The organism is Terribacillus saccharophilus, assembly GCF_000725365.1.
In the GTDB taxonomy this organism is placed as follows: Bacteria; Bacillota; Bacilli; order Bacillales; family Amphibacillaceae; genus Terribacillus; species Terribacillus saccharophilus.
Window position 1 is genome coordinate 2,419,775 of the sequence record NZ_CP008876.1, and the last position, 26,147, is coordinate 2,445,921.

The window sequence follows — 26,147 nt, forward strand, 5'->3', positions numbered from 1 at the left end:
TCATGATTAACAAGGGTGATACAAAATGCAGCCAAATGAACGCAGAAATGTGATTTTAGAACAATTAAATAAGAATGAAAAGATAGATATTGATGCATTAGCCGAAGAACTCAATGTATCTGCTATGACAATCCGAAGAGATTTGAACTATTTGGAGGAACAGGAGCAGATCATCCGAACGCTGGGTGGTGCAATTCTCAACAAGCAGCTCGTAATGGAGTCGTCATTCCAGACAAAAGAAGGCAAGCATGCTGATGAAAAGCGTCAGATCGCTAAACGAGCTGTAGAGCTTGTGCAGGAACACTTTACAATCTTGCTTGATTCAGGAACAACGACGCTTGAGATTGCGAAGCTGCTAAAACAAAAGCAGAATTTGACAGTCGTTACGAATGATATCAAGATTGCAGCCGAGCTGATGGACAGTGAGGTTAAGGTGATCCTAACTGGCGGAGAGATGCAGAATAACATCGGGGCGCTATTTGGACCGCTCACAGAGCAGACATTGCGTAACCTGCATGTAGATCTGTTTTTCCTGGGAGCGCATGCGGTTCATCTGCACGTTGGGGTAACGGCGCCTACTTTTGAGAAGGCTTCCATTAAGAAGTTGATGGTCGAATCAGCACAGGCTACTTGGCTGGTAGCGGATTCGAGCAAGCTGGATCAGAAGGCACTTGCGAAAGTTTGTGACTTAGAAGTATTATCCGGTGTCATTTCGGATAGCGGTATTAAGGCTTATCATCCGAGAGAATTACCGGAGCTTTTGGAGGTCGTAGCAGCAGAGGAGGAAGCCTGATGAAGATTGGTGTAATTGCAGATGATTTAACTGGTGGAAATGGAACTGGCGTTAAATTGACGAAGCTTGGATATAACGTTGCGACGATGGTCTTCTACGACCATCTTCCTTCCTCAGACCAGATTAACGGTGTGATTGTCGATACCGATAGCCGGTATGTTAAGAGCGAGGTCGCGCACCGTCGTGTGAAAACGGTTGCGGAGAATCTGAAGAAGTGGGAAACGGATATCGTCTGCAAGCGAATCGACAGTACAGTTCGCGGTAATATCGGCGTTGAGATTGATACACTGCTCGATGAACTGGGAACACAGGCAGTTGCGGTTGTCGTACCGGCTTACCCGGATTCCGGACGAATCGTGTCTGGTGGGTACTTACTCGTTCATGGCGTACCAGTTCAATTGTCAGATGTCGGTAAGGATCCAGTTAAACCAGTAACAGAATCGCATGTACCGAAACTAGTTGAAAAACAGAGTAAATTCACTGTAGCAAGCATCGGCCTTGAGACAATCCTTGCAGGCAAGCAAGCGATCGAAAGCAAGATGCAGGAAGCAATCGACGCTGGTGCCAGAATCCTTGTGCCAGATGTTATCACAAATGAAGACATTGATGCAGTTGCAGGTGCCATGGCAGAGCTGGAAGCTTACCAGATGGTGCCGGCAGATCCAGGTCCGCTGACAGCAGCATTCGCTCGGGCGTTCAGCCGGAAGCGAATGAAGGATAAGAAAATTATCGTAACTGTTGGAAGTGTCACATCGAATAGCTCGAAACAGCTGCAATACTTGAAGGATAAGACGAATCTCCGACCAATTTATGTAGACTCCAAAAAGCTGGCAACAGTAGATGGGGTTTGGGATGAAGAGGTAGATCGGGTAATTGCACTGGCAAAGCAGGAGATGGAGAAACAAGACATCCTGTTGATTACAACCGACGCACCAGGAGCTGAGATTCTTGATCTGAAAACGCTTGGAGCACAGCAGGGCGTGAGTCAGGATGCGTTAGCGAAACGGATTGCTGACGGTCTGGGCAAAATTACAAGAGTGGTTGTCCAGGAGAGCAAGTTTGAAATCGGAGGCTGTTTCTCAAGTGGTGGAGATGTAACTGCTTCACTGTGCTCGATAAGCAGAGCAGAAGGAATTCAGCTGATGGATGAAATCCTGCCGTTGATCGCTTATGGGAAATTTATGGGAGGTTACCTGGATGGTATTCCAATCGTAACCAAAGGTGGCACAGCAGGCGGAACGAAAGCTATTTATACAAGTGTGAAATATTTGGAAGCTAAATTTTAAGGAGGAATAAACAATGACTGAAAGAGCAATTATCGCAATTCCAATGGGAGATCCAGCAGGTATTGGACCGGAAATCACAATGAAGTCACTAACAAAGCAGGAAATCTACGATGTATGTAAACCACTTGTAATTGGTGATACAGCAGTAATCAAAAAAGCTATTGATATCGTTGAAGCGAATCTGGAAGTAAATGAAGTATCTTCCCCGACAGAAGGAAAATACGAATTAGGTACAGTTGATGTAATCAATCTGGACAACATTGATATTGATGCATTAGAGTACGGCCAAGTTTCCGCTCAAGGAGGCCAAGGTGCTTTCGAATATATCAAAAAATCCGTTGAGCTTGCAATGGATGGTCAAGTTCAAGCACTTGCGACAACTCCAATCAACAAAGAGTCCTTGAAAGCAGCGAAAGTTCCTTATATCGGACATACAGAAATGCTGGAAGATCTAGCAGGATCTGATGATCCACTAACAATGTTCGAAGTTAACGGCATGCGTATCTTCTTCCTTACACGTCACCTTTCCTTGAAAGATGCTATCGCACAAATGACGAAAGAAAGAGTACAAGATTACTTGATTCGCTGTGACAGAGCACTTCAGCGTCTAGGCGTAGAAAATCGCCGCTTTGCAGTGGCAGGTTTGAACCCGCATAGCGGTGAAGGCGGCTTGTTCGGCTGGGAGGAAGTAGAACAAATCAAACCTGGTATCGAGCTTGCTGTTAAAGATGGTATCGATGCAGTCGGACCAGTTCCTGCTGACTCTGTCTTCTTCCAAGCACTAAACGGTAAGTACGATGCAGTTCTTTCCTTGTACCATGATCAAGGTCATATTGCTGCGAAGATGACAGACTTCCACCGTACGGTTTCCATCACGAATGGTCTGCCGTTCTTGCGTACATCCGTCGACCACGGTACAGCATTTGATATTGCTGGCAAAAACATTGCGGAAAGCATCAGCATGGAAGAATGTATCAAAGTTGCAGCGCAATATGCACCAAACTTTACTCGTACGACGCTTTAAGAAAACAACATACCTGATGATTGGAAGGATGAGCAGTCCTTCCTTTCTAACGGACAACAATGAAAACACTTACACGGAGATTTGGGGGAAATCATCATGCCATTATTGATCATAGCTTTAGGTGTACTTTTATTGCTTATCATGATTATGGGACTTAAGCTCAATACATTTGTTTCATTAATCATTGTTTCCTTTATTGTCGCATTGCTGCTAGGCATGCCTATGTCAGATGTAGTTGGCTCAATTGAAAGCGGTTTAGGTGGTACGCTCGGTCATATAGCACTGATATTCGGTATGGGTGCTATGCTTGGTCGTCTGATTGCAGATGCTGGCGGTGCTAACAGAATTGCGACTACACTTATTGATAAATTCGGTGAAAAACGTATTCAGTGGGCTGTTTTATTTGCTTCATTCATCGTTGGTATTGCCTTGTTCCTTGAAGTAACAATCGTCTTGCTTATTCCGATCATCTTCTCAATCGCAAAAGAATTGAAAGTATCTATCGTGCATCTCGGTTTGCCGATGGTAACAGCGGCACTTGCAACACACGCATTCCTGCCGCCGCACCCAGGTCCGACTGCAGTAGCAGCCGAATATGGTGCAAATATTGGACTTATGCTTATTTATGGAATAATTGTAGCAATTCCTACTGTTATTCTTGCAGGTATTTTGTATCCGAAGCTAGCTAAAAAAATAGTTCCATCTGCTTGGACACGTGAAGGCAGTGCATCCTTTGGTGTTGCGAAAACATTCAAAGAAGAAGAAATGCCTAGTTTCGGTATCAGTGTTTTCACTGCACTTTTCCCAGTTATCCTCATGGCAATCGGTGCCGCTGTGGATATCTTGCAAACATCACTAGAGTTTAATGACAATATGTTGATAGAAATCATCCGTTTTGTGGGTAACTCCTCCACAGCGATGGTAATCTCCCTATTAGTTGCGATATACACAATGGGGATAAGAAGAAATATCCCGATCAAAACACTGATGGATTCTTGTGGATCAGCAATCAACGCACTTGGTATGCTGCTATTGATCATCGGTGGAGGCGGAGCCTTGAAGCAGGTTCTTATCGATGGCGGTGTTGGTGATTATGTAGCTTCTATCTTTGCAGACACTTCGATGTCACCAGTATTCTTCGCCTGGATGGTAGCTGCAATACTTCGTATCTGTCTTGGATCCGGAACAGTTGCTACCCTGACAACAGCAGGTCTAGTTATTCCATCTCTAGGTACTATGCCGGATGTAAATCTGGAGCTAGTAGCTCTTGCAACGGGCGCCGGCAGTGCGATTGCTTCCCACGTCAACGATGCTGGATTCTGGATGGTAAAAGAATCCCTCGGAATGACATTGAAAGAAGCCTTTGGAACCTATACGGTACTATCGACTGTTGTAGCTGTTTCAGGTCTTGTATTTACGATGATTTTGGATATATTCATCTAAAAAAATACCCCGTTCAAGCGATGCTTGAACGGGGTATTTTTATAATAGAAACAATGTGATAATCGCTAAGAATAAGCAATAGATAGAGAAATATATTAATTTACCTTTCTTCATAACATCGATAAACCATTTCAAAGCAAAATAAGTACCGATAAGAGATGCAACAAATGCTACAGCATACGCGATTAAATAATCAGCAGTAATATTTTGACTGAACATGTCAGGAATCTCTAGGATACTAGCTCCAAAGCTTACCGGAATATATAGTAAAAAGGAGAACATTAATGCTGTGTCTCGATTCATCCCTGTCAGCATGCCTGTCACCACTGTCGCTCCAGAGCGGCTCACACCAGGAATAAGCGCAATTGATTGCCCAAGTCCAACTAATAGAGCTTCTTTCCAGCCTATTTTTTTCATATCCTTCGTTCCTTTGATGTTTCTGATTAGGAATAAAGATATTGCAGTTAAAAGTAGTGCGATGCCTACTGTAAATGTACTCTTCAGATTTTCCCCAATAAAATCATTAAATAATAGTCCCAATAATGCGGCTGGTATCGTCCCAATAATAAGATAGAGGACGAGATTAAAATCATCTTTTTTTGTTTCTTCTCGTTTCACTATGTATTGGTAAGAGGACACAGATAATCTGGCTATTTGATTCTTATAAACCAGTACCACAGCAATAAGGGAAGCTGTGTTGACGACTACTTCAAAGCTTAAATCCTTTACTTCAATACCTAATAGATGCTGGGCAATGATTAAATGTCCGCTCGAACTGATAGGAATTGGTTCAGATATTCCTTGAACAAGACCTAAAAAGAGATATTTGAAGATCAAAATCCAAAAATCCATAATTATTTTCCTCACTGTTTGTTTCTGACTTTTTTCTCACTAAGATACCATATAGAATTGTTGATGTTTTGTCAATGATAATGGAGAAATATAGCGGTAGTGTTGACATATCGTCAACACTACCGCTATCATGGCGAAAGCCGGTAATTTTCTAAATGACTTAGTTTTCTTAATTGGAGATGCTCGATATGTTATCGAAAATAAAAGAGCTAGATAAGACGTTACTTTTTTTGGTTATATGTATTTGTTTATTTGGATTGATCATGGTGTATAGCGCTAGCTATCCATTAGGTTCAATAAAATATAATGCCTCAAACTTCTTTTTTCATCGACAATGGATATCTTTTTTGATCGGTATCTTTGCTATGACAATGGGTTTTTTTCTGCCCTACAAGCTATATCAAAAATGGAGTCCGCTTCTTGTTATAGGATCAATCATACTACTCATACTTGTTCTCACACCTTGGTTTGGAGAAGTTCGGAATAACTCCCAGCGCTGGCTGCAGTTAGGCCCTTTCGTTCTTCAGCCGGCAGAATTCGTGAAGTTTACAATGGTCGTCTATTTTGCATCTGTTTGCGGAAAAAAACATAAGGCACTTACAAGTTTCAGAAAAGAATTATTACCGCCGCTATTACTATTAGGTGTTGTATTCTTGCTCATTCTTATGCAGCCGGATCTAGGGACTGCTACTTCAATAGCAATACCTTGTTTCTTTATTTTGCTATGTGCGGGAATCAAGAAACGTCATCTGTTCGCAATCGCTGGAGTGGGTGTGTGTGCTGTTATTTATCTAGCTGTATCTGCTCCTTATCGTTTAGCTCGCATCCTATCCTTTCAAAACCCATTCAGTGATCCAAATGGGAAAGGCTATCAGCTGATTAATGGTTATGAAGCTATTGCTTCAGGCGGTGTGTTTGGAAAAGGTGTGGGAGGCAGTGTTCAGAAACTCGGTTTTCTCCCCGAAGCTCATACCGATTTCATTATGGCTGTCGTTTTGGAGGAACTGGGGACTTTGGGGCTGGCTGTAGTGTTCTTCCTTTATTTTGGGCTTCTTATAAAGGGAGTTTACATAGCATTGCGAGCAAAGAATTCATACGGAACTTTATTGACGATTGGTTTTTTGTTTCAAATCATGGTTCAAGTAGTTTTTAACTTAGGAGCAGTTGCCGGTCTTTTGCCAATTACGGGGATACCACTGCCCTTTATTAGTTATGGCGGTTCTTCTCTTATTGTGAATTTGTTTACGATGGGAATTATTTTGCAGATATCTCGGAATGCCAAGCATATCCGCATTCCTTTCGTGGAAAGAAGGCGTTAACTATGTTTGTAAGGAAATTACGATTGGACGAGCTGGATAAGCCAATCTTGATCATATTATGTTTGTTGAGCGGAATCAGTATTTTGTTTATTTTTAGTACACAGTCTGGAGGACAATTCGGTAGCCAAAATTTTGCGTTGAAGCAATTTATCAATTATGTAATTGGCTTTACTTTATTGTTATTGTTCAGACTCTTGGATTTAAATCAGCTTCGTTTACTAGCTTGGTCATTCTACATTATTTCAGTTTCGTCGCTTTTGTTTCTAACTATCGCACCCGACTCGATTGCGCCTAATATACTTGGGGCGAAAAGATGGTTTAGTATTCCTTTCGTAGGATCTATTCAGCCATCAGAGTTTTTCCGTATTAGCTTAATTGTAATAGTAGCTAAATTGATAGCAGAACTTAAAGAAAAGCGTCCAAACAGAACAATGCAGGAGGATTTACTTCTATTGGGTAAGATATTGCTCGTGACAGTTCCTCCTAGCTTACTTGTCTATCAGCAGCCAGATACAGGTATGGTTATGCTTTACATGTTTGAGATAGTGGCAATGTTAGGAATGGTAAAGCTTAATAAGATTGTAGTGAGTATTGGCATTCTATTGCCTTTACTTGCTATTAGCATAATTACTTGCCTGTTCTTATTTAAGCCGGAGATTATTTATGATGACCTAATACCTAAGCTAAAACCCCATCAGCAGGATAGAATCATAGGTTGGCTGGATCCAAGTGATAACAGCAATCAAGCATTTCAAAGCCGAAGATCTGTCTTGGCAGTTGGGACAGGAGGGTTAACGGGAAAAGGAATAGAAGGAGGAAATGTGTATGTTCCTGAAAAGCACACAGATTTTATCTTTGCTTCTATTGCAGAAGAGGGAGGATTTCTGACGGGGGCAGTTGTGATTTTGCTCTTTTTCCTGCTAATTACTAGAATTCTAGAGATAGGATCTAAGAGTAATGATCCCTTTGGAACGTATATATGTGCAGGCTTAGCTTTGAGTCTCACTGTACAAATAGTACAGAACATCGGTATGGTAGAGGGAATGTTGCCAGTTAAAGGTATCGCTCTTCCGTTTTTAACATATGGAGGGAGCTCTTTATTTTCTAATATGATCCTGCTGGGAATTATTATGTCTGTTCGGAATACATATGCCCATCAGTTTTTTGGAGAACCAAAGAAAGCTATTTAGAACATAAAAGGATGCTTTAATAATAAAAAGACTGAAATAGGTGAGATGGCCACCATCAAGCTGAGACAGATAAAGCACCTCCAAAGTCGGAAACAGTTTATTAAGTCCGAATCAAACATGGAGGTGTTTTTTCTATGGGTGCAATACATGAGGGAGCAAACTATGAGTTTTTATTTATAACAATAGAGAGTTTATAGTTAGCATGCTGATTTAAGGCATCCAAAAATGTATTCATTGATTCGTTAGACTGAAATTTGCATTCTAAGAGGTAGCAGCCATCCCCGCTAATTTTGTAGTTCTGGATAACATACTCTTTTTGTGTACCTAAAAATGATAGATAAGGCTTGTGATTCGTGTTTTGTGTAAAGATGGTTATAAAAGCGTGTATGTAAAATCCCATTTTGACGTCATTTATTTTTATTGTATAAGCTTCAATAATGCCGTTATCCTCTAATTTTGCCACTCTAGCTGATGTGGCGGGTCCGGTTAAATGGACTTTTTCTCCTAATTCCTTCATGGTAATGCGACTGTTCCTGGAAAGTTCCTTTAGGATAAAAATATCCGTATTATCTAACATGGTTTAACTCCTTTCATTAATAAAGTCATCTAGCCAAAAGACTTTACTCAGAGTATGTATCTTAAATAGGTCATTATATAGAATATACATAGTGCCAAGGAAAGTACAAAAAAAGAGGAGCGAACTATTATGAATATAACCCAAATACGTAATGCGACAATCGTGGTTGAATATGCAGGGAAAAAGTTTCTAATAGATCCAATGTTAGCAGATAAAGGTACATTTCCACCCTTTCCAAATTCTCTAAGACAGGATCAAAAGAACCCTGTCGTAAGCTTACCACTTTCAATTGAGAGTATAATTCAGGATCTTGATGCTGTGATTGTCACGCACCTTCACACAGATCACTGGGATGATGCCGCTAAAGATGCATTACCTAAAGAGCTAAAAGTATTTTCTCAAAATGAAGAAGATGCAGAAGAAATTGGAAAAGCTGGCTTCAAAAATGTTGAAGTTCTTACGAATGATACTGTCTTTGAAGGTGTTCATTTAACCAAAACAAAAGGTGAACATGGCAGAGGAGAAATATTGAAGATGGCTGGACTTGTTTGTGGTGTTGTATTTAAGCATGAGAGCGAACAAACATTATATGTGGCTGGCGATACAGTTTGGTACGGGGAAGTTAGTATTACTATTAATGCCTATAAGCCCGAGATTATTGTAGTTAACGCTGGTGATAATCAATTTTTAGAGGGCGGATCTCTAGTAATGGGAAAAGAAGACGTCTACGAAGTGTATAAAGCAGCTACTAATGCAAAGATTATTGCAGTGCATATGGAAGCGGTCAATCATTGGACGCTGTCTAGAGAAGAATTGAAAAGCTTTAATCATGAAAAAGGTATCGACTCAAATGTGCTAGTCCCGGAAGACGGCGAAACATATACTTTCTAATAAAAGAGCAAATTCAATGGAATCCATTAAAAAGGAGAACAGCTTAGCTGTTCTCCTTTTATTTATATTACTGAGCTAGGTAACCGCCATCAACTACAAGCGTTTCGCCTGTTACGAAGTCGTTTTCTGTCAAGAATACGATAGCGTGTGCGATTTCATCCGCTTTGCCAAGACGGCCAATTGGATGTTTCGCTACAAGGCTGTCATAGAAGTCTCCAAGAGCTTCTTTGTTTACCATTCCTGATTCAACGAAGCCTGGGTTTACAGCGTTAACACGAATGTTTTTATCGCCATATTCCACAGCTAGAGATTTAGTCAATGTGTTAACAGCACCTTTGCTGGCGTTGTAAGAGAACGCGCCAGGCTGTGCAACGAAGCCTAGTACAGAAGACGTGTTGATGATGACACCTCCGCCTGATTTCAGCATTTCTTGAATAGCATATTTGGAAGCCAAGAAAATACCATCTTGGTTGATTGCGATTACTTTGCGGTAATCTTCATAAGATAGCTCATGAGTTGCGCCCATGCCGCCGATCCCAGCGTTGTTAACAAGAATATCTACTTGACCGTAGTGTGAAACTGTTTGATCAATCAAATTCTTAATAGAATCTTGTTCAGCAGCGTTGAACTCGATGAATAGAACGTCTCCGCCAGCTGATTTCAGTCTGTCAGTTTCTCTTTGTCCTGCTTCAGCGTTGTAGTCTGCAATAACTACTTTACCGCCTTTTTTTACATAAGCTTCTGCAGTTGCAAGACCGATACCAGATGCTGCTCCTGTAACGATTGCTACTTTTCCTTCGATTGTTGACATATGCGTTACCCCCAGTTTGTTTAGGTAAATTATCCTACAACTTTATGATGAACTTTTGCACTAGATAAGTCAAGAAATTGACACATTATTAGCAAATTCTTCATATTAAAAAAGAAGTGCCTGGCAGACACTCCTCTTTAATGTTCTATTATTTTTCATACTTATACACAATTGCTTCGAATGGTTGTAATGTATTTTCATTATCCACATGTGGATAATTGCTGATGACACAATGCTTTTTATCCCAATCATCCACACACTCGCTGGGGATATCATATTTTGCTTCTTTATCCGTCATATTCAGCAGGATAACCCACTCCTCATTTTCCAGACGACGTATATATCCAAAGATTTGCTCGTGGTCATTTAGGATAATCTCAAAGTCTCCATACACCATGATGGAATTTTCTTTACGCAGTCGAATCAACTTCCGATAGAACTGCAGAACGGAATCTGGATTATCGACACCTGACTGCACGTTTATTTCCTTATAATTTGGATTAACCGGAAGCCAAGGTGTACCATCTGTGAATCCTGCTTGATCAGATGTATCCCATTGCATTGGAGTTCTAGCATGGTCACGGGTCTTCTCGCGTATCCGGTCCATAATAGTCGTTTCAGAAGCACCTTGCTCGTTCACTTTCAAATCATAGTAGCTGAGTGCCTCTTGATCATCTATTGAATCAATAGAATCGAAATGCGGATAATTGGTCATACCAAGCTCTTCTCCCTGAAAAATAAACGGCGTTCCTCTCAAAGTATGCAGCATAGTAGCTAGCAGCTTTGCCGACGGAATCCTATATTCTCCATCATCGGCAAAGGTAGAAACCATTCGCGGTGCATCATGGTGGCTGAGGTATAAGCCGAACCAGCCGCCATCATCGCCGACATCCTTCTGCCATTTGCGAAGTACTTCCCGAAAATCATGTACTGTCCATTTCTTACTTTTGTTTTTATCTTCATCCTGATCAGCGAGCTCAGAAGCTTCTGCAGATAGTACCATATCCAATTCTTCTCGCTCTTGCTTTGTATACCGAAGTACATCATGATCATGTACGGCAGAGGTTTCACCTGCTGTGAAGAATTCGAAATCCTTTTTCAGCTCTTTGTTCATTTCATGGAGATAATCGTGGATGTGTGGACCGTTTTTAAAGTATTCCTCACCTTTAGCCTGTAATGTCTCTTGATCAGAATCTGGGAAGCGCCGATCTTTCGAGATGACATTTACTGCATCAATACGGAAGCCGTCAATTCCTTTTTTCAGCCAGAAACGCATAATGTTATATATTTCTTGGCGGACTTGCGGATTATCCCAATTCAAATCAGGCTGTTTGTCGCTGTATAAATGTAAATAATATTCCTCAGTTTGCTCATTCCACGTCCACGCAGGGCGTCCAAGGTGGGAGCGCCAATTCGAAGGCAGAGTGCCGTCGGGGTTTCCTTGTTCCCAAATATAATAATCATGATAAGGATTATCTTTAGAGGATCTCGCTTGCTGGAACCATTCATGCTCAATGGAGGTATGATTCGGTACGATATCGAGTACAAGCTTAATGCCGCGACGATGAAACTCTGCCAATATGTTTTCAAACTGTTCCATTGTCCCGAACACAGGCTGAATGGATCTGAAATCCTTTACATCATAGCCGTTGTCAACATCTGCGGATACATAAATAGGGGGAAGCCATACTGTATCCACACCAAGATATTCTAAGTAATCTATTTTATCTAGGATACCGCCAAAATCGCCGATTCCATCCCCATTGCTGTCTTTAAAGCTGCGAGTGTACAATTCGTAGATAACACTTTCCTTCCAGTACTTCTTCTCCATCTAATCACCTGTCCTCCAAAATTTTCTTGTAGGACTATTCCCTTACTAGAGATAAATGAAAACCGCCAAGCTTATAGAAAGCAAGGCGGTTATGTATTAGCTGCGAATTTTCTTGATGATAAAGAAACAAGCTGCTGCAGCGATGCCAGCTGCAGCATATGGGGAGATTTCCAGCTTTATTTTTATAGATAATTTCATCGCCTTTCCTCCCTTTATAATCGAAAGATATTATAAAAAAGTGGCCACACGAAATGCTCAATTCATCCGATTATTCTTTAGACTCGTGCTTAGTCGCAGCTATTTTTTTTGATCTGCGGTACAGCAAAATTCCAGCCAATCCATAGACTAGTCCGAGCACAATAAAAGCAATTCCTAAATAAAATTTATCACTAGCCCAAATCATCACACCAATTCCTGCAAGAATACAGAGTGTACCAAGGAAGAGTATATAAAGGGCGTTCTTTTTTAACATAAATAAAAGCCTCCTAAACGGATGTTAAACTCGTACTATTATAACAGAAAGCAAGACATTTTGATGCCTTATCTATTAAACTGGAAGCCTTTCCGATAAAATGGAACTAATACATATTGTGGTGGGAGACAGCATTTCGACGGCTTATTCTGGTTCAGTTCTACATATAACCTCGTGATGGAGGATGGTTCTAAAGTGCCAGTAAGCAGAACTTATGTAAGAGAAGTGAAGGAGCGATTTGGTTTATGAATGAGCTGTTTGAGGCAATTAATTTAAGAGAAGCAGGCAAGCTGGCGGAAGCCAACGAAAGATTGTTTGAGTTGGCTTCCGCTTATCCAGATGATGCTGAAATACAGTATCAATGTGCGTGGAGCTTTGATGTACTTGGAAAGGAAGCTGCTGCTGTACCTTATTATGAACGTGGAATTGCGCTGGGATTACCAAAGGAGCATGAAGAGGGAGCTTATTTAGGGTTAGGAAGTACATACCGGACACTAGGGAATTATAAGAAAGCTGAGCAAACCTTGAAAGAAGCAATGAATCTGTTCCCTAAGAATAATGCTTTTCCTGTTTTCTACGCCATGGTGAAATATAATCAAAAAGAGCATGGTGAAGCGATGCAGATTCTCCTCCAATTGCTTGCCGAAACAACATCCGATAATGATATCTTGGAGTATCAAAAGGCGATTACTTTTTATGCGGATAAGCTGGATATCGTATGGAGTTAAAGACTGTCTGTTAAGCAACAGATGGTCTTTTTTTTCTGGAAGAAATAATCTGTACTAGAACAATCAATAATAAGAATTAGGAAAAAGGTCTTGACGTCTAATAGGATGCTTTATATTATGTAAGTATTACCAGATAATTTTATTTGGTAAAAAAATTTTACATTTTCTCATTGAGAATGATAATCATTTGGATGGATAAAAGCTGTATTATAGCCATTTTCAACTACTAATACAGTCTTATCATATATGAGAATGATAATCAGTTAAAGCGCAGATTGCGCTTTTTATTTCACTCTCTATTGAGAATGAATATCAATATCAATGAGGGGAGAGGTGGGAAAATCGTGAGCAGGCTCAAGCACATATGGATTATCTTACTAGCTTTAGTTGTCTCATTAGTTTCGTTCGGAAACGCGGCTTCGGCAGCTGTTCCGGAAGATGGCACGTACACAATAAATTACACCGTTATTCAAGGTGATAACGATTCTGTGTCGATGGCCAATGACTATTGGGAGAAGCCAGCCAAGTTAACTGTGAAGGATGGACAAATGCAAATTCAAATGACCGTCAATCATAGTTCTTGGGTTACAGAATTTAAAGTACCTACTGGAGGCGGCTTTGCAGATACAACGGTAGTTAGCGAGGATACTTCGTCAGATACTCGCGTAACTGAATTTTCAGTAGCGGATATATCTTCCCCGTTGGAATCTAAGATTCATGTCACAGTACCAGATATTGATTATGATCATGACTACACAATTCGTTTCCGTTTTGATGAAGCTAGTCTTACTTCCGCAGGAGGGGCAGAAAATAGCAGCTCTACAGAGGAAGCAGCATCTTCAGGAAATAGTAGCTCCACAGAGGAAGCAGCGTCATCAGAAAATAGCAGCTCCACAGATGGAACACCAGCTTCAGGAAATAGTGATGGTGGAGACGCAGATGTTTCTGATGCTGCTGCTCAAAATCAAGAAAGTAATCCAAAGGAAGTAAAAGCAGAAAACCCGCAAACTGGTGAGAATAACTCTATTCTTACATGGGGAATCGTTGCTTTAGCTGCACTAGGTCTTTTTATAGGTTTTAAATACGTTACTTCTAAAACGAGAGGGAGAGAGAATTGATAACTAAGTCTTTTAAGATACTGCTGGCAGTTGTATTGATTGCTTTCTATTTTGTATCTGCCTGGCAGGTTAATCCTGTAAGCGCCGCCACTAAAATCGCCGATGGCAGTTACTCAGTCGATTTTAAAGTACTGAAGGATGGAACAGAAGAAACCTCTATGTTAGATACATACACACAGCATCCTGCAAACGTGACCGTAAAAGATGGTATCGCAACTATCGATATGACGTTGCTTCACAGTGATTGGATTACCGATTTCAAAGTAGAGGAGAACGGCAGCTATGTTTCCCCGCCAGTCGTCTCCAGTGATGAAACGAATGACACACGCACCATTCGTTTCACAGTAAGTGATTTGGAAGCAGAACAAAATGTACGCGTTCGCGTTGATATTGATGCACTAAACTACCATCATGAGTACCCTGCTCAAATTGTGTATGACATAAGTGATCTTCCTCAAGCAGAACCTGATAATCCAACTGAAACACCAGATGAAGGAACAGAAAATCCAGATAGCGGATCTGAAACACCAGATGAAGGAACAGAGAATCCAGATAACGGATCCGAAACACCAGACGAAGGAACAGAGAATCCAGATAGCGGATCCGAAACACCGGACGAAGGAACAGAAAATCCAGATAGCGGATCCGAAACACCAGATGAAGGAACAGAAAATCCGGATAACGGATCAGGTACACCAGACGAAGGAACAGAAAATCCAGATAACGGATCCGAAACACCAGACGAAGGAACAGAAAATCCGGATAATGGATCCGAAACGCCAGATGAAGGAACAGAGAATCCAGATGACGGTATAAATGAAGATGGATTCAAAGATGGCGAATACAGCCTAGCGTACAAGGTGCTAAAAGACGGTACTGATGAAGAATCTAGAATGAGCAGTTATGTAGTAAGCCCTGGTAAGCTGACAGTTGCTGATGGGAAATATCAAATGGAAATCGGAGTAAACAGTAGCGCTACGATTACTTCGTTCCAAGCAGAACAGGGTGGAGATTATGTTGATGCAGAGGTTATAAGTGAAGACAAGGCAGCGGATACAAGAGTAGTAGCATTTCCGATTGAAGATATTAATGCAAAGCAAAATATCCGCTTCCAGGTAGAAGTGCCGGCATTCAACTACAAACAAACATATACAGTGCAATTCGCATATGAAACAGAGCAAGAAACAGAAACTCCAGATAACGGATCCGAAACACCAGATCCAGGAACAGAAGCTCCTGAAAACGGCGAAAACCCAGAGCAAGGCAATGAAAATACAGACAATGGTGAAACACCAGATCCAGGTAATGAGACCCCGGATAATGGCGAAACACCAGAACCAGGCAAGAATGAGCCTGGTGACAATACCGATGTAAATGAAGATGGATACGCCGATGGCATTTACAGCATGGATTATAAAGTTCTGAAGGATGGCACGGAAGAAGATTCCATGATGAGCAATTATGTTGTAAGTCCAGGTAAATTAACAATCAAAGACGGCAAATATCATTTGGCAATCGGTGTTAATAGCAGTGAATGGATCACGTCCTTCCAAACGGAACAAAATGGTGAATTTGCTGATGCAGAGGTTGTCAGTGAAGACGAAGCAGCAAATACAAGAGTAGTAGCTTTTCCTATCGAAGACATTAACGAAAAACAAAATGTCCGCGTGCAAGTAGAAATACCAGAGTACAACTACTATCACACTTACACTGTACAGTTTGCTTACGATACAGATAGTATGCAGCTGCTAGATGAAGACGTTAAGAACCCGGGTGATAATGGAGAAAACCCTGGTAATGTAACACCAATCAATGCACCAGGAGGAAATGACAATACACCTGGTGGAAATGACACTACTCCAGGAGGCAACGATGGCAGCAAGACACCATCTGGCAACACAACTAATCTAAGTTATAACCCAAATGACGATAACAAGTCAGGTACTGCAGGTGTAAACGGGCAAAATACAGATAATAAAATACAGAATAATCCAAAAACATTGGATGGTTCCCATATTGCATTGTATGCAGGAATACTTCTAGGCTCTGGACTGCTACTTTATAGAAGATTCCGCCGAGCTTAATCAAGCAGCCGGTGCACTTCTGTGTACCGGACTTGCTTTATCTTTGAAAAGGAGAGAAATCTCTATGAGACGATTATTTATTGTCCTATCTATATGTTTGGCTGTTATTGCTGCCGGCTGTTCCCGTTCAGAAGATAAACCATCAGCAGAAGCTGCTGAGTCGCGAATTGTTTCTACTACAGTTGCTATCACAGAAATACTAGATGCATTGGAAGTAGATGAAGTAGTGGGAAAGCCTACTAGCTACAAAGAACTGCCGAAACGCTATATGGATGTGGTGGAAACGGGAAACCCGATGAATCCGGATTTGGAGATTATCGCCTCCCTTAATCCAACAGATATATTGTCCGTGACAACGCTGGAATATGACTTGAAGGCTGTCTTTGATGAGGCCGGACTTCCGGCGGATTACTTAGACTTTACAAGTCTTTCCTCAATGCAGGATGAGATTACAGAGTTGGGTCAGAAATATGACAGAACGGAACAGGCGGCAGCTTTGAACAACCAATTCAAAGAAAAAATAGACGAAATCGAAGCGAAAACAGCAGATAAAGACAAGCCGAAAGTTTTAATCCTGTTAGGTGTACCAGGCAGCTATCTGGTTGCGACAGACAAATCTTATATCGGTGATCTAGTGTCCCGCGTAGGTGGAGAAAATGTCGTCCAGGGAGAAAATGTGGAATACCTTGCCTCCAACACAGAGTACTTGCAGCAATCAAATCCTGATGTCATCCTTCGAGCGGCACATGGTATGCCGAAGGAAGTGGTAGACATGTTTGATGATGAGTTTAAAACAAATGATATATGGAAGCATTTTTCGGCAGTTCAAAACAATCGTGTGTATGACCTGGAAGAAACACTCTTTGGAACGACTGGAAATCTAGCAGCAGACGAAGCTCTGGATGAACTTTACACCATGCTTTATGAGGAGAAGTAAGGAGAAAAAGATGAAGAAATCGATAATTAGTTTCGTGACAGTCAGCGTATTGCTGATCATAACCATTGTCTATTCTGCGATCACTGGAAGTATAAAAGTCGGTGCATGGGATTTTGTGACTAACTTGTTCTCCAGTTCGAATGAGCAGGTAGAAATCGTGAAGGATTTGCGTCTTCCTCGTATCATTGTTTCGCTGTTCAGCGGTGCTGCATTAGCATTGTCGGGGGCGCTGCTTCAATCGGTTCTCCGTAATCCGCTTGCAGATGCTGGAGTTATTGGCGTGTCTTCCGGGGCGAGCTTCTTTTCACTCTTACTGGTAACGCTGCTGCCGCAATACTTTTTCTGGACACCTTTATTTGCGTTCATAGGCGGTACTGTTTCTTGTTTTCTTATTTACTTACTCTCTTGGAGATCTGGTTTGCATCCTATTCGTATCCTGCTTATAGGGATTGCGATCAATGCCATGTTCGTAGGTTTGACGCAGGCGTTTATTACCGTTTGCAGCTATCTAGGCAAAATACCGGATCAATCTACTTCATCTAATTTATCGATGCGAACATGGAATGATGTACAAATTGTAACTACATACGGACTAATTGGCATTATCTTGGCCTTCTTCTTGTACCCTTGGTGCAATATGCTTCTGCTGCAGGATAAGACAGCTCGGAATCTAGGACTAAACGTCGGGATGGCGAGAATCGTTATCTCAGGTGTGGCAGTACTGCTTGCTGCCATTGCAACAGCTGTCGGCGGCGTTATTGCTTTTATTGGTCTTCTGATCCCGCATATCTCGCGGAATATAGTTGGTACCGACCATCGGCTGCTATTGCCATTCAGTGCTTTGAGCGGGGCATTACTAATATTGCTTGCGGATACTTTCGGCCGGACAATCATTGCTCCATCTGAAATACCTGCTTCAACTATAATGGCGATCATTGGTGGACCTTTCCTTATCTTCTTGCTGAAAAGGAGTGACAAAGTACATGCAGACTAAAGATATAAGTTTCTCTTACGATCAGTCCAGTGTACTGAACAAGGTGAATATCAGTATCCCGTCAGGTAAGATGACTACCATTCTCGGCCCAAATGGCAGCGGGAAATCAACATTGCTTCATGTGATGGCCAATAATTTGCAGCCCGAAACAGGAGAGGTGCTGCTTGATGACCAAAAAATCATCCATTTCAAACCGAAGGAGCTTGCGCGTCGTTTGGCGGTCGTGCATCAGCAGAATACATCGCCAACAGATATGACAGTAGATCGTTTAGTCGCCTTTGGAAGAATGCCACATCGCAATGTATTCCGAAATGAGACGAAACAGGATCAAGAGGCAATTAACTGGGCTATTGAAAGCACGAATTTAAATGATTTTAGAAAAACGCCTATCATTCAGCTGTCAGGCGGTGAAAGACAACGGGTTTGGATTGCCATGGCTCTTGCACAAAAGTCCGATATTCTATTCCTGGATGAGCCGACAACCTATCTGGATATTTACTATCAGCTTGAGATTCTCGAACTTGTAAAAAAATTGAACAGGGTGCACGGCATTACGATTTTAATGGTGCTTCACGATATCAATCAAGCAATTCAATATAGTGATGAACTGATTGTCATGAAGCAAGGGAAAGTCTTTGAAAATGGTCAGCCCAATAAGATAGTCACGCAGGAATTGATCCGCTCTGTATATGGCGTGGACGCAAAAGTGGCTTTTGATGAGATGGCCGGCATGTACATTCTGCCGATGACATTTAAAGAAGGAGTAGCTGCTACATGAAGAAAAAGCGGAAAATGTGGGACAGAATCATTACAATCCTTCTTTTATCAGTCTTTTTGTATGCTGCTCTTCAAATCGGTCAAATCCTGTTCGGCTATTATGACAATCAAAAGGTGCTGGCGGAAGTACAGGAGATTCATAGAGATCATCAATCAAAGAGTTCCGAAACTATTCAAGAGTCAGAAGCAGGGTCAGAGTCAAAAACAAAGTTGGAGTCAGAAACAGAGACGCGGAGTTCATTCGATCATCTGCAGGAAATCAATCCGGATATGATTGGTTGGCTCAGCATCGAGGACACACCGATTAATTATCCGATTTTACAGGCTTCAGACAACGATTATTATTTGGATCGCAACTATAAGGAAGAGCAGACAGATGCAGGCAGTATTTTTATGGACTATCGCAACAATCTGGAAAGCATGTCAGCAAATACAATCGTGTATGGACATCGAATGAAAGATAACTCTATGTTCGGAAGCCTAAAGAAGTACGAAGATGAAGCGTTCTACAAAGATCATCAACAGATACAATTCGACACAATCTACGGCAGTTATACAGCTGAAATTTTTGCGGTTTATACAACAACAACTGATTTTGATTACATACAAACCGACTTCTCATCGGCTGGAGGATACGAGGATCTTTTACAGGAAATACAGGAGAAATCCATCTATTCCACCGATGTAGAGATAGATGCGGATGACCAGATTCTCACCCTTTCCACCTGTGATTCCATTTGGCAGCCGAAACAGAATAGATTCGTAGTCCATGCCAAGCTGACCAAACAGTAATCCTGTATTGGAGGGAGAAAAAAGATGAAAAGAGTCATGATTATCGCATTGCTAGTCTGTTTCTGTACGGCATGTGCCTCCACACAAGCAAATCAGGAGCAAGGGGAAGCGGCATTAACAATATCTGATTTCGCTGGCAGAGAGGTTGGTTTCAATGAAGTACCAGGTAACATTGCAACAGTAAGTTACGGAGATTTGGAAATTCTGTCAGCGCTAGGAGCTAATGTTGTTGGACGACCGACTGCAGATGGTGCGATAAAGTCAGAATGGAAGGATATACCTGAGATTGGAACAGTTCACGAGATAAATCATGAGATGTTAGCGAGCGTTAAAAGTGACGTTGTTTTAGCAAACGCAGACTTTAATCAGAAAGATGAGCAGATGCTGGAAAGTCTAGGTACAGAAGTTGTTTATACCAATTCTGATTCTATTGAAGATATAAAGAAGCAAATAGCGCTTCTTGGAGAAATGCTTGATAAAAAAGAACAAGCAGAAGAACTAACGAATACGATCGACACAAAGCTTGCTGAGATTGATAGTGACAAATACAAAAATAAGAAGGTTGTCATCATTTATGGGACTCCAGGAACCTACATGGTAGCTCTGCCAAACTCGCTGAGCGGAGATATCCTGGAAAAAGCGGGTGCTCATAACATTGCAGCAGATTTTCCATCTTTGGAAGAATTCCCGCAATACGCTCAGCTGAACGCAGAAGAGATTGTGAATGCTAATCCTGACATAGTCATGCTGATTACCCACGGTAAATCTGAAGAGGTACAGCAAGGATTTGAGCGGGAGATGGAACGAAATGCTGCTTGGAGCAGCATTAATGCCGTAAAAGAGGATCGAGTTTTTGTTCTGCCAAATGACTTGTTCGGGACAAATCCAGGAACGCGAATTACTGAATCTATCGATTTGATGCAGGACTACCTGGAAGGAGAGAAACCAGATTGAATGCGACAACGATTCAAGAAAAAGAGCTGAAGCAAGTTAATTGGCGAGTTAAGAGAAAACATAGACGCTTACTTCTTCTGTTTCTCTCCATCATTTCGCTGATCCTTGCGTCTGTCTATGGCATAATCAGCGGCTCTGTTTCCGTGTCTTTACAGGAATTTATAGCGTTATTTAGTGGGAATGCTGATCCGCTGACAGAAAATATCGTCTGGAATTTGCGCCTGCCACGAGTTGTTTTAGGAATACTCGTCGGCGCTTGCCTTGCGGTTTCAGGAGGTATTTTACAGGGTGTCACGCGTAATCCATTGGCTGACCCAGGCATTATTGGTATATCAGCTGGAGGGGGTCTGGCAGCGGTTATTACAATGCTCGTTTTTCCTGCCTATAGTTACTTATTGCCGGTGGCAGCGTTTATCGGGGCATTAAGTTCTGCTTTATTGATTTATGTGATGGCCTGGAAAGATGGGGTTTCTGTTTTCCGGATGATTCTGGCCGGAGTAGCAGTGAATGCTTTGCTCGGAGCAATTACTTCCGGCATTATGCTGCTTTACAGCGATAGCGTCCAGAGTGTGCTGCCATGGCTTTCAGGCGGACTGAATGGAAAGGGCTGGCATGAGGTCAGGTTCTTTCTCCCATATGCAGTGATTGGGTTAACCGCTGCAATGCTGCTTATACGATCAGCCAATATATCATTGCTCGGAGAAGACAGAGGAAAGCTCCTTGGATTTCATGTGGAGAGGCAGCGATTCTATCTTATTCTGGTAGCTGCGCTTTTAGCAGGAGCTGCTGTCAGCGTCGCAGGGCTGATTGGTTTTGTTGGTTTAGTTGTACCGCATATTATTCGATTACTGATAGGGGGTGATTACCGTTTCCTGCACCCTCTGTCAGCATTGAGCGGCGCGGCTCTTGTTGTATTTGCGGATACAGGGGCAAGAAGTTGGTTCGGAGCCATCGAGCTTCCGGTCGGCATCTTGATGGCCTGTATAGGTGCACCGTTTTTCTTGATGCTGTTACGAAAAGGAGGATTGAGATAAATGGCAATAGCCAGCTTGCAGGATATAACAATACAGCGTGGGAATATTGTAACTCTACAAGCCTCATTGGATATTCCAGAAGGAAAGATTACGGGCATTATTGGACCTAACGGCTCTGGTAAGTCGACTTTATTGCATAGTATCAGCAGCTTGCTGAAGCTCTCTTCCGGAAAAGTGGAAGTGAAGGGGCATGATGTAAAGAAACTAAAGCGAAATGAATTGGCAAAGCAAGTGACATTGCTGAAACAAAGCGAGCCGATACCGATGGATTTCATTGTTCAGGATATTGTCCAGTTCGGACGGCTGCCTTATCAGAATAATTGGCAAAGAGAACGAGATGAGGACAGCCGGTTAGTTGCTTGGGCTATGGAAGAATGCCGCATCAGTCATCTGGCTGACCGCCAGGTGGAGACATTATCTGGAGGAGAAAGGCAGCGGGTGCTGATTGCGATGGCGATCGTCCAGCAGACAGATATATTGCTGCTGGATGAACCAACGACTTATTTAGATGTAGCTCATCAGCTTGATTTGCTGCATCTTTTACAGAAGTTAAATAGGGAAATCGGCATCTCTATCGTCCTTGTCTTACATGATCTGAATCAAGCGATACAATTTAGTGATTTTCTAGTAGTAATGCAAAAGGGAGCCATCTATCAAACCGGCATACCGGGTGAAATCATGACAAGCGAATTATTAAAAGATGTCTTTCAGCTGCAAGCGGCCATTACCAATCAAGCTGATAAATTATGGATTAATCCAATAGGCGTTTACTTATAAAAGGAGAGATGAAAAATGATTATAGTGAAAAATACAGTGAGGATCACCAAGGGCGAAGCACATAGACTAACAGATCGATTTCAGCAGACAGGTTTGATTGATAGCTTTCCAGGATTCATCGATTTGGATGTATTGGTGAACCGCAAAGAATCAGATACAGAAGAAGTAATCATCAGCACCCGCTGGGAAACGTTTGAAGACTTTTCAAGATGGCTTGGAAGTGATGAATTCCGTGAGAAGCATAAACACGGAAAGAAACAGCCGGAATTCATTCAATCATCAACTATTACAACGTATGATGTAGCGGTCAGCCGAAAATCTATTGTGCAAAAGGAAAATGTCTCTTAATAAAAAATCCCCTTTCTTATGTAAGAGAGGGGATTTTGCTTATATTATTGTGCTGTATAACCGCCATCAACAATCAAGCTGTTACCAGTCATATAAGAAGAATCGTCAGAAGCTAGGAATAAAACAGCTTTCGCCATTTCTTCTGCTTTACCAAGACGCTTCATTGGTGTCATCGTGGAAAGTGCCGCTTTGTCATCTTCCGGGATGATTGGTGTGTCGATGAAGCCAGGGCATAGTGAGTTTACGCGGATGTTTTTGTCCGCATACTCAAGTGCAAGAGAACGTGTAAGGTTCACAACGCCGCCTTTAGCCGCATTATAAGCTGCAGATCCTGGCGAGCCAACCCAACCATACATGGAAGCAGTGTTCACGATATTTCCACCGCCGTTAAGAAGCATTACGCGAAGTGCTTCGCGGGCTACTAGGAAGACACCGTCCAAGTCCACGTTTACAGTAGTGCGCCATTCTGCATAATCCAATTCATGTGAAGGATGAACGCGACCGATTCCAGCATTGTTGAATACAATATCAATCTTGCCGAAAGCCGTAACTGCTTGTTTGAACAAATCAGCTACTTCTTGTTCACTTGTAATATTCGTTTTGATGAAGACTGCTTCTGTGCCATTCGCTTTAAGCTCTTCCTCCACCATTTTTCCTTTTTCTTCGTTCAAGTCGACTAATACGAGCTTAGCGCCTTCCGCTGCGAAAAGACGAGCTGTAGCAGCGCCAATCCCTGATGCTCCCCCTGTAATTAGTGCAACTTTATTTTGTAATTTCCCCATTTTTGTTTCCCCCAGTATAATAGAATTAAATCGGTTACAATTTAATTGTAATACTTTGGACACATTTCTCAATCAGTAGCTGAAAAGCAGATGTCTAATTATTAGACAGATAATCCAATAATGTCTGACTAAGGGGGGATTTTTTTATGGAATATGAACAAAATTCGACATCTAAACGGCGCAATCGGACAAAAGAGCATTTTCGTGAGGCGTTGATCAAGCTGATAAAGAAAAAGGGGTATCATGCGGTCACAGTGAAAGATATCGTCGAAGAAGCAGCTTATAATCGCAGTACATTCTACTTCCATTATCAAGATAAAATCGAGTTGGCAGAGGATCTGCTCGATAAGATGTTTACGGGACTGGAGGGCGCTGCGGGTATTATGTATACGCCGGGAAGAAAAACATCTACACAAGAGATAGATGTCCCATCCTTTTCACTAATTGCTTACATTTATGAACACAAAAGCTTTTTTGAGCTAATTAAATATGAAGACACATTACCGGGTATGCATACCCGTTTTCCAAATGCAATTAAGAACATATATGAAGAACAATTTGAATTTGAAACAATCAATGGGATGCAAGTGAATATGAAGTACTTCAAGATTTACACAGGTTTTGGATTTTACGGACTCGTCCGCAACTTGATTGCAGAGGATTTTAAAATTCCCGAGGAACAATTCACAAAGGACGTTATCGAATTATCACAAACGCATATTCAATCCTTCAAATATATCGGACGTTAGTTCAAATAAAAAAACAAGCTCAACCTCATCAAGTGATAGAGAGGTTGAGCTTGTTTTGTATATCTTCATCGAAACTCGTACAGAGTGAGCGCTTGTTACACAGGTTTATTATCTTCTTGTTCAGCTTTCCACCAAAGAGCGTCCTCTGGGTTCTCAACAGCTTCTTTATAATCAGACTTTGTAGCAACTGTTGGATAAGATCCTTTTAAGGATTTTCCTGAAGTACTCTTGAACAAGAATAGAATCACTAGGAATCCGATAATGCTCACGATTGTTAAATACCAGCCAGGTGCTAAGTTATTCCCTGTTTGGTGGACGAGCCAAGTTGAAACTAGTGGTGTAGTACCACCGAATATGGAAACCGAGACATTAAACGTAACAGATAATGTTCGGTAACGTATATCGGTGTAGAACATCGTTGGTAATGATCCAGGAATGGAGCCTTCATACGTTGCAAGCAGCACACCTAGAATGAGAATACCTAACGAAACAAATATTAAACCATTCAAGTTTACGAAATAAAAAGCAAGCGCAGAAAGAAGTGTCAGTCCACCTAGACCAATTAAAAAGACGGTCTTATTTCCAATCTTATCACTGAGCCTACCGAACATTAATGTAAGTGGCACCATGATAATCATGACAAGTGTAATTAAAACAGTACCTGTAGTGCTGGATAAGCCGATAATCTCATCTAAATAGGATGGCATGTAAGATAATAGCATATAGTTTGTCACATTAAAGAATGCCACAGCTACGAAACAAACAATAATATCTTTTTTATGGTTTTTCAGTATAGACAGGAAGCTTTCTTCCTCTTGTTCTTGTCCTTCATTATTTGAAAGTTCATTTTCGAAAATTGGGGATTCCTCTAAGCTTTTTCTTAGATACAACCCAACTAGTCCCAATGGTAAGCCGAGTAGAAACGGTATTCTCCATCCCCAGGAAGCCATCTGTTCATCGGATAAAACGATAAAGAGCAAACTGGCAACTAGTGAAGCTAATATATAGCCTGTAAGCGTACCAATTTCTAATCCGCTTCCCAGAATATTACGCTTATTATCTGGAGAAGATTCTGCAATGTAGACCATTGCACCAGCGTATTCACCGCCAGTTGAGAAACCTTGAATAATTCTTGCGGTTAATAAGAGTATCGGTGCCCATATACCTATTTGATCATATGTAGGCAATAAACCGATGAGTAATGTAGAAAATGCCATTAAAATGATTGTGGTCGTTAAAACGACTTTTCTTCCTAATTTATCGCCAATTTTTCCGAAAATGATTCCGCCTACTGGACGCATCAAAAAGGCAATCGCAAATGTTGCAAAGGTGAACACTAATTTCAGCTCATCATTCTGAACTGCACTAAAAAAGTTTTGACTGATAATAACAGCTAAGTAGGAATATAAACCAAAATCGAACCATTCCATTGCGTTTCCTACTCCGGTAGCAAACACACTTTTCTTCGCTGTTTGAATATCTACAACGTTAATCTTCTTCTTGTTAAATTTCATTTTTTTGTCAACTCCATGGTATACGGTTATACAAGGACAACAAATACAGTTTAAACTGGCTTCAATTCAC

At 41.5% G+C, this 26,147-nt stretch carries 26 protein-coding genes and 1 pseudogene; 20 read left to right on the plus strand and 7 right to left on the minus strand.

Annotated elements, in window-relative coordinates:
- Positions 1–25 precede the first annotated feature (25 nt).
- From GZ22_RS12270 to GZ22_RS12285, 4 genes are all read left to right on the plus strand, one after another.
- Positions 26–793, plus strand: coding sequence for a DeoR/GlpR family DNA-binding transcription regulator (locus tag GZ22_RS12270; protein ID WP_038562950.1), 768 nt, complete (start codon positions 26–28; stop codon positions 791–793).
- Entirely contained in the window at positions 793–2,079 is a 1,287-nt protein-coding gene (locus tag GZ22_RS12275) for a four-carbon acid sugar kinase family protein (RefSeq protein WP_038562952.1), read from the plus strand. The genes GZ22_RS12270 and GZ22_RS12275 overlap by 1 nt, the downstream gene beginning before the upstream one ends.
- A 13-nt stretch (positions 2,080–2,092) precedes the next feature.
- Complete coding sequence (gene pdxA / locus GZ22_RS12280; protein ID WP_038562955.1) at positions 2,093–3,103, plus strand: 4-hydroxythreonine-4-phosphate dehydrogenase PdxA; 1,011 nt, start codon at positions 2,093–2,095, stop codon at positions 3,101–3,103.
- 96 nt (positions 3,104–3,199) lie between these two features.
- The gene (locus GZ22_RS12285) at positions 3,200–4,546 is read left to right on the plus strand and encodes a gluconate:H+ symporter (protein ID WP_038562958.1); all 1,347 of its coding nucleotides are present in this window, start codon (positions 3,200–3,202) and stop codon (positions 4,544–4,546) included.
- 39 nt (positions 4,547–4,585) lie between these two features.
- On the opposite strand, the gene GZ22_RS12290 is transcribed toward GZ22_RS12285, so the two are convergent.
- Positions 4,586–5,398, minus strand: a complete 813-nt coding sequence (locus GZ22_RS12290; RefSeq protein WP_038562961.1) for an undecaprenyl-diphosphate phosphatase — start codon at positions 5,396–5,398, stop codon at positions 4,586–4,588.
- A 188-nt stretch (positions 5,399–5,586) separates the two neighbouring features.
- Between GZ22_RS12290 and ftsW the strand changes: the two genes are divergently transcribed.
- Entirely contained in the window at positions 5,587–6,717 is a 1,131-nt protein-coding gene (gene ftsW, locus GZ22_RS12295) for a putative lipid II flippase FtsW (protein ID WP_038562964.1), read from the plus strand.
- 2 nt (positions 6,718–6,719) lie between these two features.
- Positions 6,720–7,907, plus strand: a complete 1,188-nt coding sequence (locus GZ22_RS12300; protein WP_038562966.1) for an FtsW/RodA/SpoVE family cell cycle protein — start codon at positions 6,720–6,722, stop codon at positions 7,905–7,907.
- Between the two features lie 160 nt (positions 7,908–8,067).
- Here GZ22_RS12300 and GZ22_RS12305 read toward each other — a convergent pair whose 3' ends face one another.
- Positions 8,068–8,484 carry an Lrp/AsnC family transcriptional regulator gene (locus GZ22_RS12305; RefSeq protein ID WP_038562968.1) on the minus strand — a complete coding sequence of 139 codons (417 nt, stop codon included), beginning with the start codon at positions 8,482–8,484 and terminating at the stop codon, positions 8,068–8,070.
- 129 nt (positions 8,485–8,613) lie between these two features.
- Here GZ22_RS12305 and GZ22_RS12310 point away from each other — a divergent pair, with 129 nt between their 5' ends.
- Positions 8,614–9,375 (plus strand): MBL fold metallo-hydrolase, encoded by a 762-nt coding sequence (locus tag GZ22_RS12310; RefSeq protein ID WP_038562971.1) that lies wholly within the window; start codon positions 8,614–8,616, stop codon positions 9,373–9,375.
- Positions 9,376–9,442: 67 nt separating this feature from the next.
- Here the strand turns inward: GZ22_RS12310 and GZ22_RS12315 are convergent, their stop codons facing one another.
- The 3 genes from GZ22_RS12315 to GZ22_RS12325 form a co-directional block, all read right to left on the minus strand.
- Positions 9,443–10,186: an SDR family NAD(P)-dependent oxidoreductase gene (locus tag GZ22_RS12315; protein ID WP_038562974.1), complete on the minus strand. Its 744-nt coding sequence runs from the start codon at positions 10,184–10,186 to the stop codon at positions 9,443–9,445.
- 148 nt (positions 10,187–10,334) lie between these two features.
- Positions 10,335–12,017 (minus strand): glycoside hydrolase family 13 protein, encoded by a 1,683-nt coding sequence (locus tag GZ22_RS12320; protein WP_038562977.1) that lies wholly within the window; start codon positions 12,015–12,017, stop codon positions 10,335–10,337.
- Positions 12,018–12,285: 268 nt separating this feature from the next.
- The gene (locus GZ22_RS12325) at positions 12,286–12,489 is read right to left on the minus strand and encodes a hypothetical protein (RefSeq protein WP_038562980.1); all 204 of its coding nucleotides are present in this window, start codon (positions 12,487–12,489) and stop codon (positions 12,286–12,288) included.
- 150 nt (positions 12,490–12,639) lie between these two features.
- On the opposite strand from GZ22_RS12325, the pseudogene GZ22_RS18285 reads away from it, so the two are divergent.
- The 12 genes and pseudogenes from GZ22_RS18285 to GZ22_RS12380 form a co-directional block, all read left to right on the plus strand.
- Positions 12,640–12,738: pseudogene (locus tag GZ22_RS18285) on the plus strand (LytTR family transcriptional regulator DNA-binding domain-containing protein); the annotation flags it as partial.
- A complete protein-coding gene (locus GZ22_RS12330; protein ID WP_038562983.1) occupies positions 12,735–13,217 on the plus strand; it encodes a tetratricopeptide repeat protein in 483 nt (160 codons plus the stop codon). The pseudogene GZ22_RS18285 and the gene GZ22_RS12330, both read left to right, overlap by 4 nt.
- 344 nt (positions 13,218–13,561) lie before the next feature.
- Positions 13,562–14,335 (plus strand): heme uptake protein IsdC, encoded by a 774-nt coding sequence (gene isdC, locus GZ22_RS12335; RefSeq protein ID WP_051748257.1) that lies wholly within the window; start codon positions 13,562–13,564, stop codon positions 14,333–14,335.
- Positions 14,332–16,419, plus strand: a complete 2,088-nt coding sequence (locus tag GZ22_RS12340; protein ID WP_038562986.1) for an NEAT domain-containing protein — start codon at positions 14,332–14,334, stop codon at positions 16,417–16,419. Before isdC ends, GZ22_RS12340 begins: the two co-directional genes overlap by 4 nt.
- A gap of 64 nt (positions 16,420–16,483) precedes the next feature.
- Complete coding sequence (gene isdE, locus GZ22_RS12345; RefSeq protein ID WP_038562989.1) at positions 16,484–17,356, plus strand: heme ABC transporter substrate-binding protein IsdE; 873 nt, start codon at positions 16,484–16,486, stop codon at positions 17,354–17,356.
- A 10-nt stretch (positions 17,357–17,366) separates the two neighbouring features.
- Complete coding sequence (locus tag GZ22_RS12350) at positions 17,367–18,350, plus strand: FecCD family ABC transporter permease (RefSeq protein WP_038562992.1); 984 nt, start codon at positions 17,367–17,369, stop codon at positions 18,348–18,350.
- Positions 18,340–19,128: an ABC transporter ATP-binding protein gene (locus GZ22_RS12355; protein WP_038562995.1), complete on the plus strand. Its 789-nt coding sequence runs from the start codon at positions 18,340–18,342 to the stop codon at positions 19,126–19,128. Before GZ22_RS12350 ends, GZ22_RS12355 begins: the two co-directional genes overlap by 11 nt.
- Positions 19,125–19,919 (plus strand): class B sortase, encoded by a 795-nt coding sequence (srtB, locus tag GZ22_RS12360; protein WP_038562999.1) that lies wholly within the window; start codon positions 19,125–19,127, stop codon positions 19,917–19,919. The genes GZ22_RS12355 and srtB overlap by 4 nt, the downstream gene beginning before the upstream one ends.
- Positions 19,920–19,943: 24 nt before the next feature.
- Entirely contained in the window at positions 19,944–20,873 is a 930-nt protein-coding gene (locus tag GZ22_RS12365; RefSeq protein WP_038563002.1) for a helical backbone metal receptor, read from the plus strand.
- Positions 20,870–21,907, plus strand: coding sequence for a FecCD family ABC transporter permease (locus GZ22_RS12370; RefSeq protein ID WP_404819733.1), 1,038 nt, complete (start codon positions 20,870–20,872; stop codon positions 21,905–21,907). Before GZ22_RS12365 ends, GZ22_RS12370 begins: the two co-directional genes overlap by 4 nt.
- The gene (locus GZ22_RS12375; RefSeq protein ID WP_038563005.1) at positions 21,908–22,684 is read left to right on the plus strand and encodes an ABC transporter ATP-binding protein; all 777 of its coding nucleotides are present in this window, start codon (positions 21,908–21,910) and stop codon (positions 22,682–22,684) included.
- A gap of 15 nt (positions 22,685–22,699) precedes the next feature.
- Positions 22,700–23,032 carry an antibiotic biosynthesis monooxygenase gene (locus GZ22_RS12380; protein ID WP_038563007.1) on the plus strand — a complete coding sequence of 111 codons (333 nt, stop codon included), beginning with the start codon at positions 22,700–22,702 and terminating at the stop codon, positions 23,030–23,032.
- Between the two features lie 44 nt (positions 23,033–23,076).
- Here GZ22_RS12380 and GZ22_RS12385 read toward each other — a convergent pair whose 3' ends face one another.
- Positions 23,077–23,814 carry an SDR family NAD(P)-dependent oxidoreductase gene (locus GZ22_RS12385; protein WP_038563013.1) on the minus strand — a complete coding sequence of 246 codons (738 nt, stop codon included), beginning with the start codon at positions 23,812–23,814 and terminating at the stop codon, positions 23,077–23,079.
- Positions 23,815–23,960: 146 nt separating this feature from the next.
- Here GZ22_RS12385 and GZ22_RS12390 point away from each other — a divergent pair, with 146 nt between their 5' ends.
- Positions 23,961–24,563: a TetR/AcrR family transcriptional regulator gene (locus GZ22_RS12390; protein WP_038563016.1), complete on the plus strand. Its 603-nt coding sequence runs from the start codon at positions 23,961–23,963 to the stop codon at positions 24,561–24,563.
- Positions 24,564–24,658: 95 nt separating this feature from the next.
- On the opposite strand, the gene GZ22_RS12395 is transcribed toward GZ22_RS12390, so the two are convergent.
- Positions 24,659–26,077, minus strand: coding sequence for an MFS transporter (locus tag GZ22_RS12395; protein ID WP_038563018.1), 1,419 nt, complete (start codon positions 26,075–26,077; stop codon positions 24,659–24,661).
- Positions 26,078–26,147: the final 70 nt, after the last annotated feature.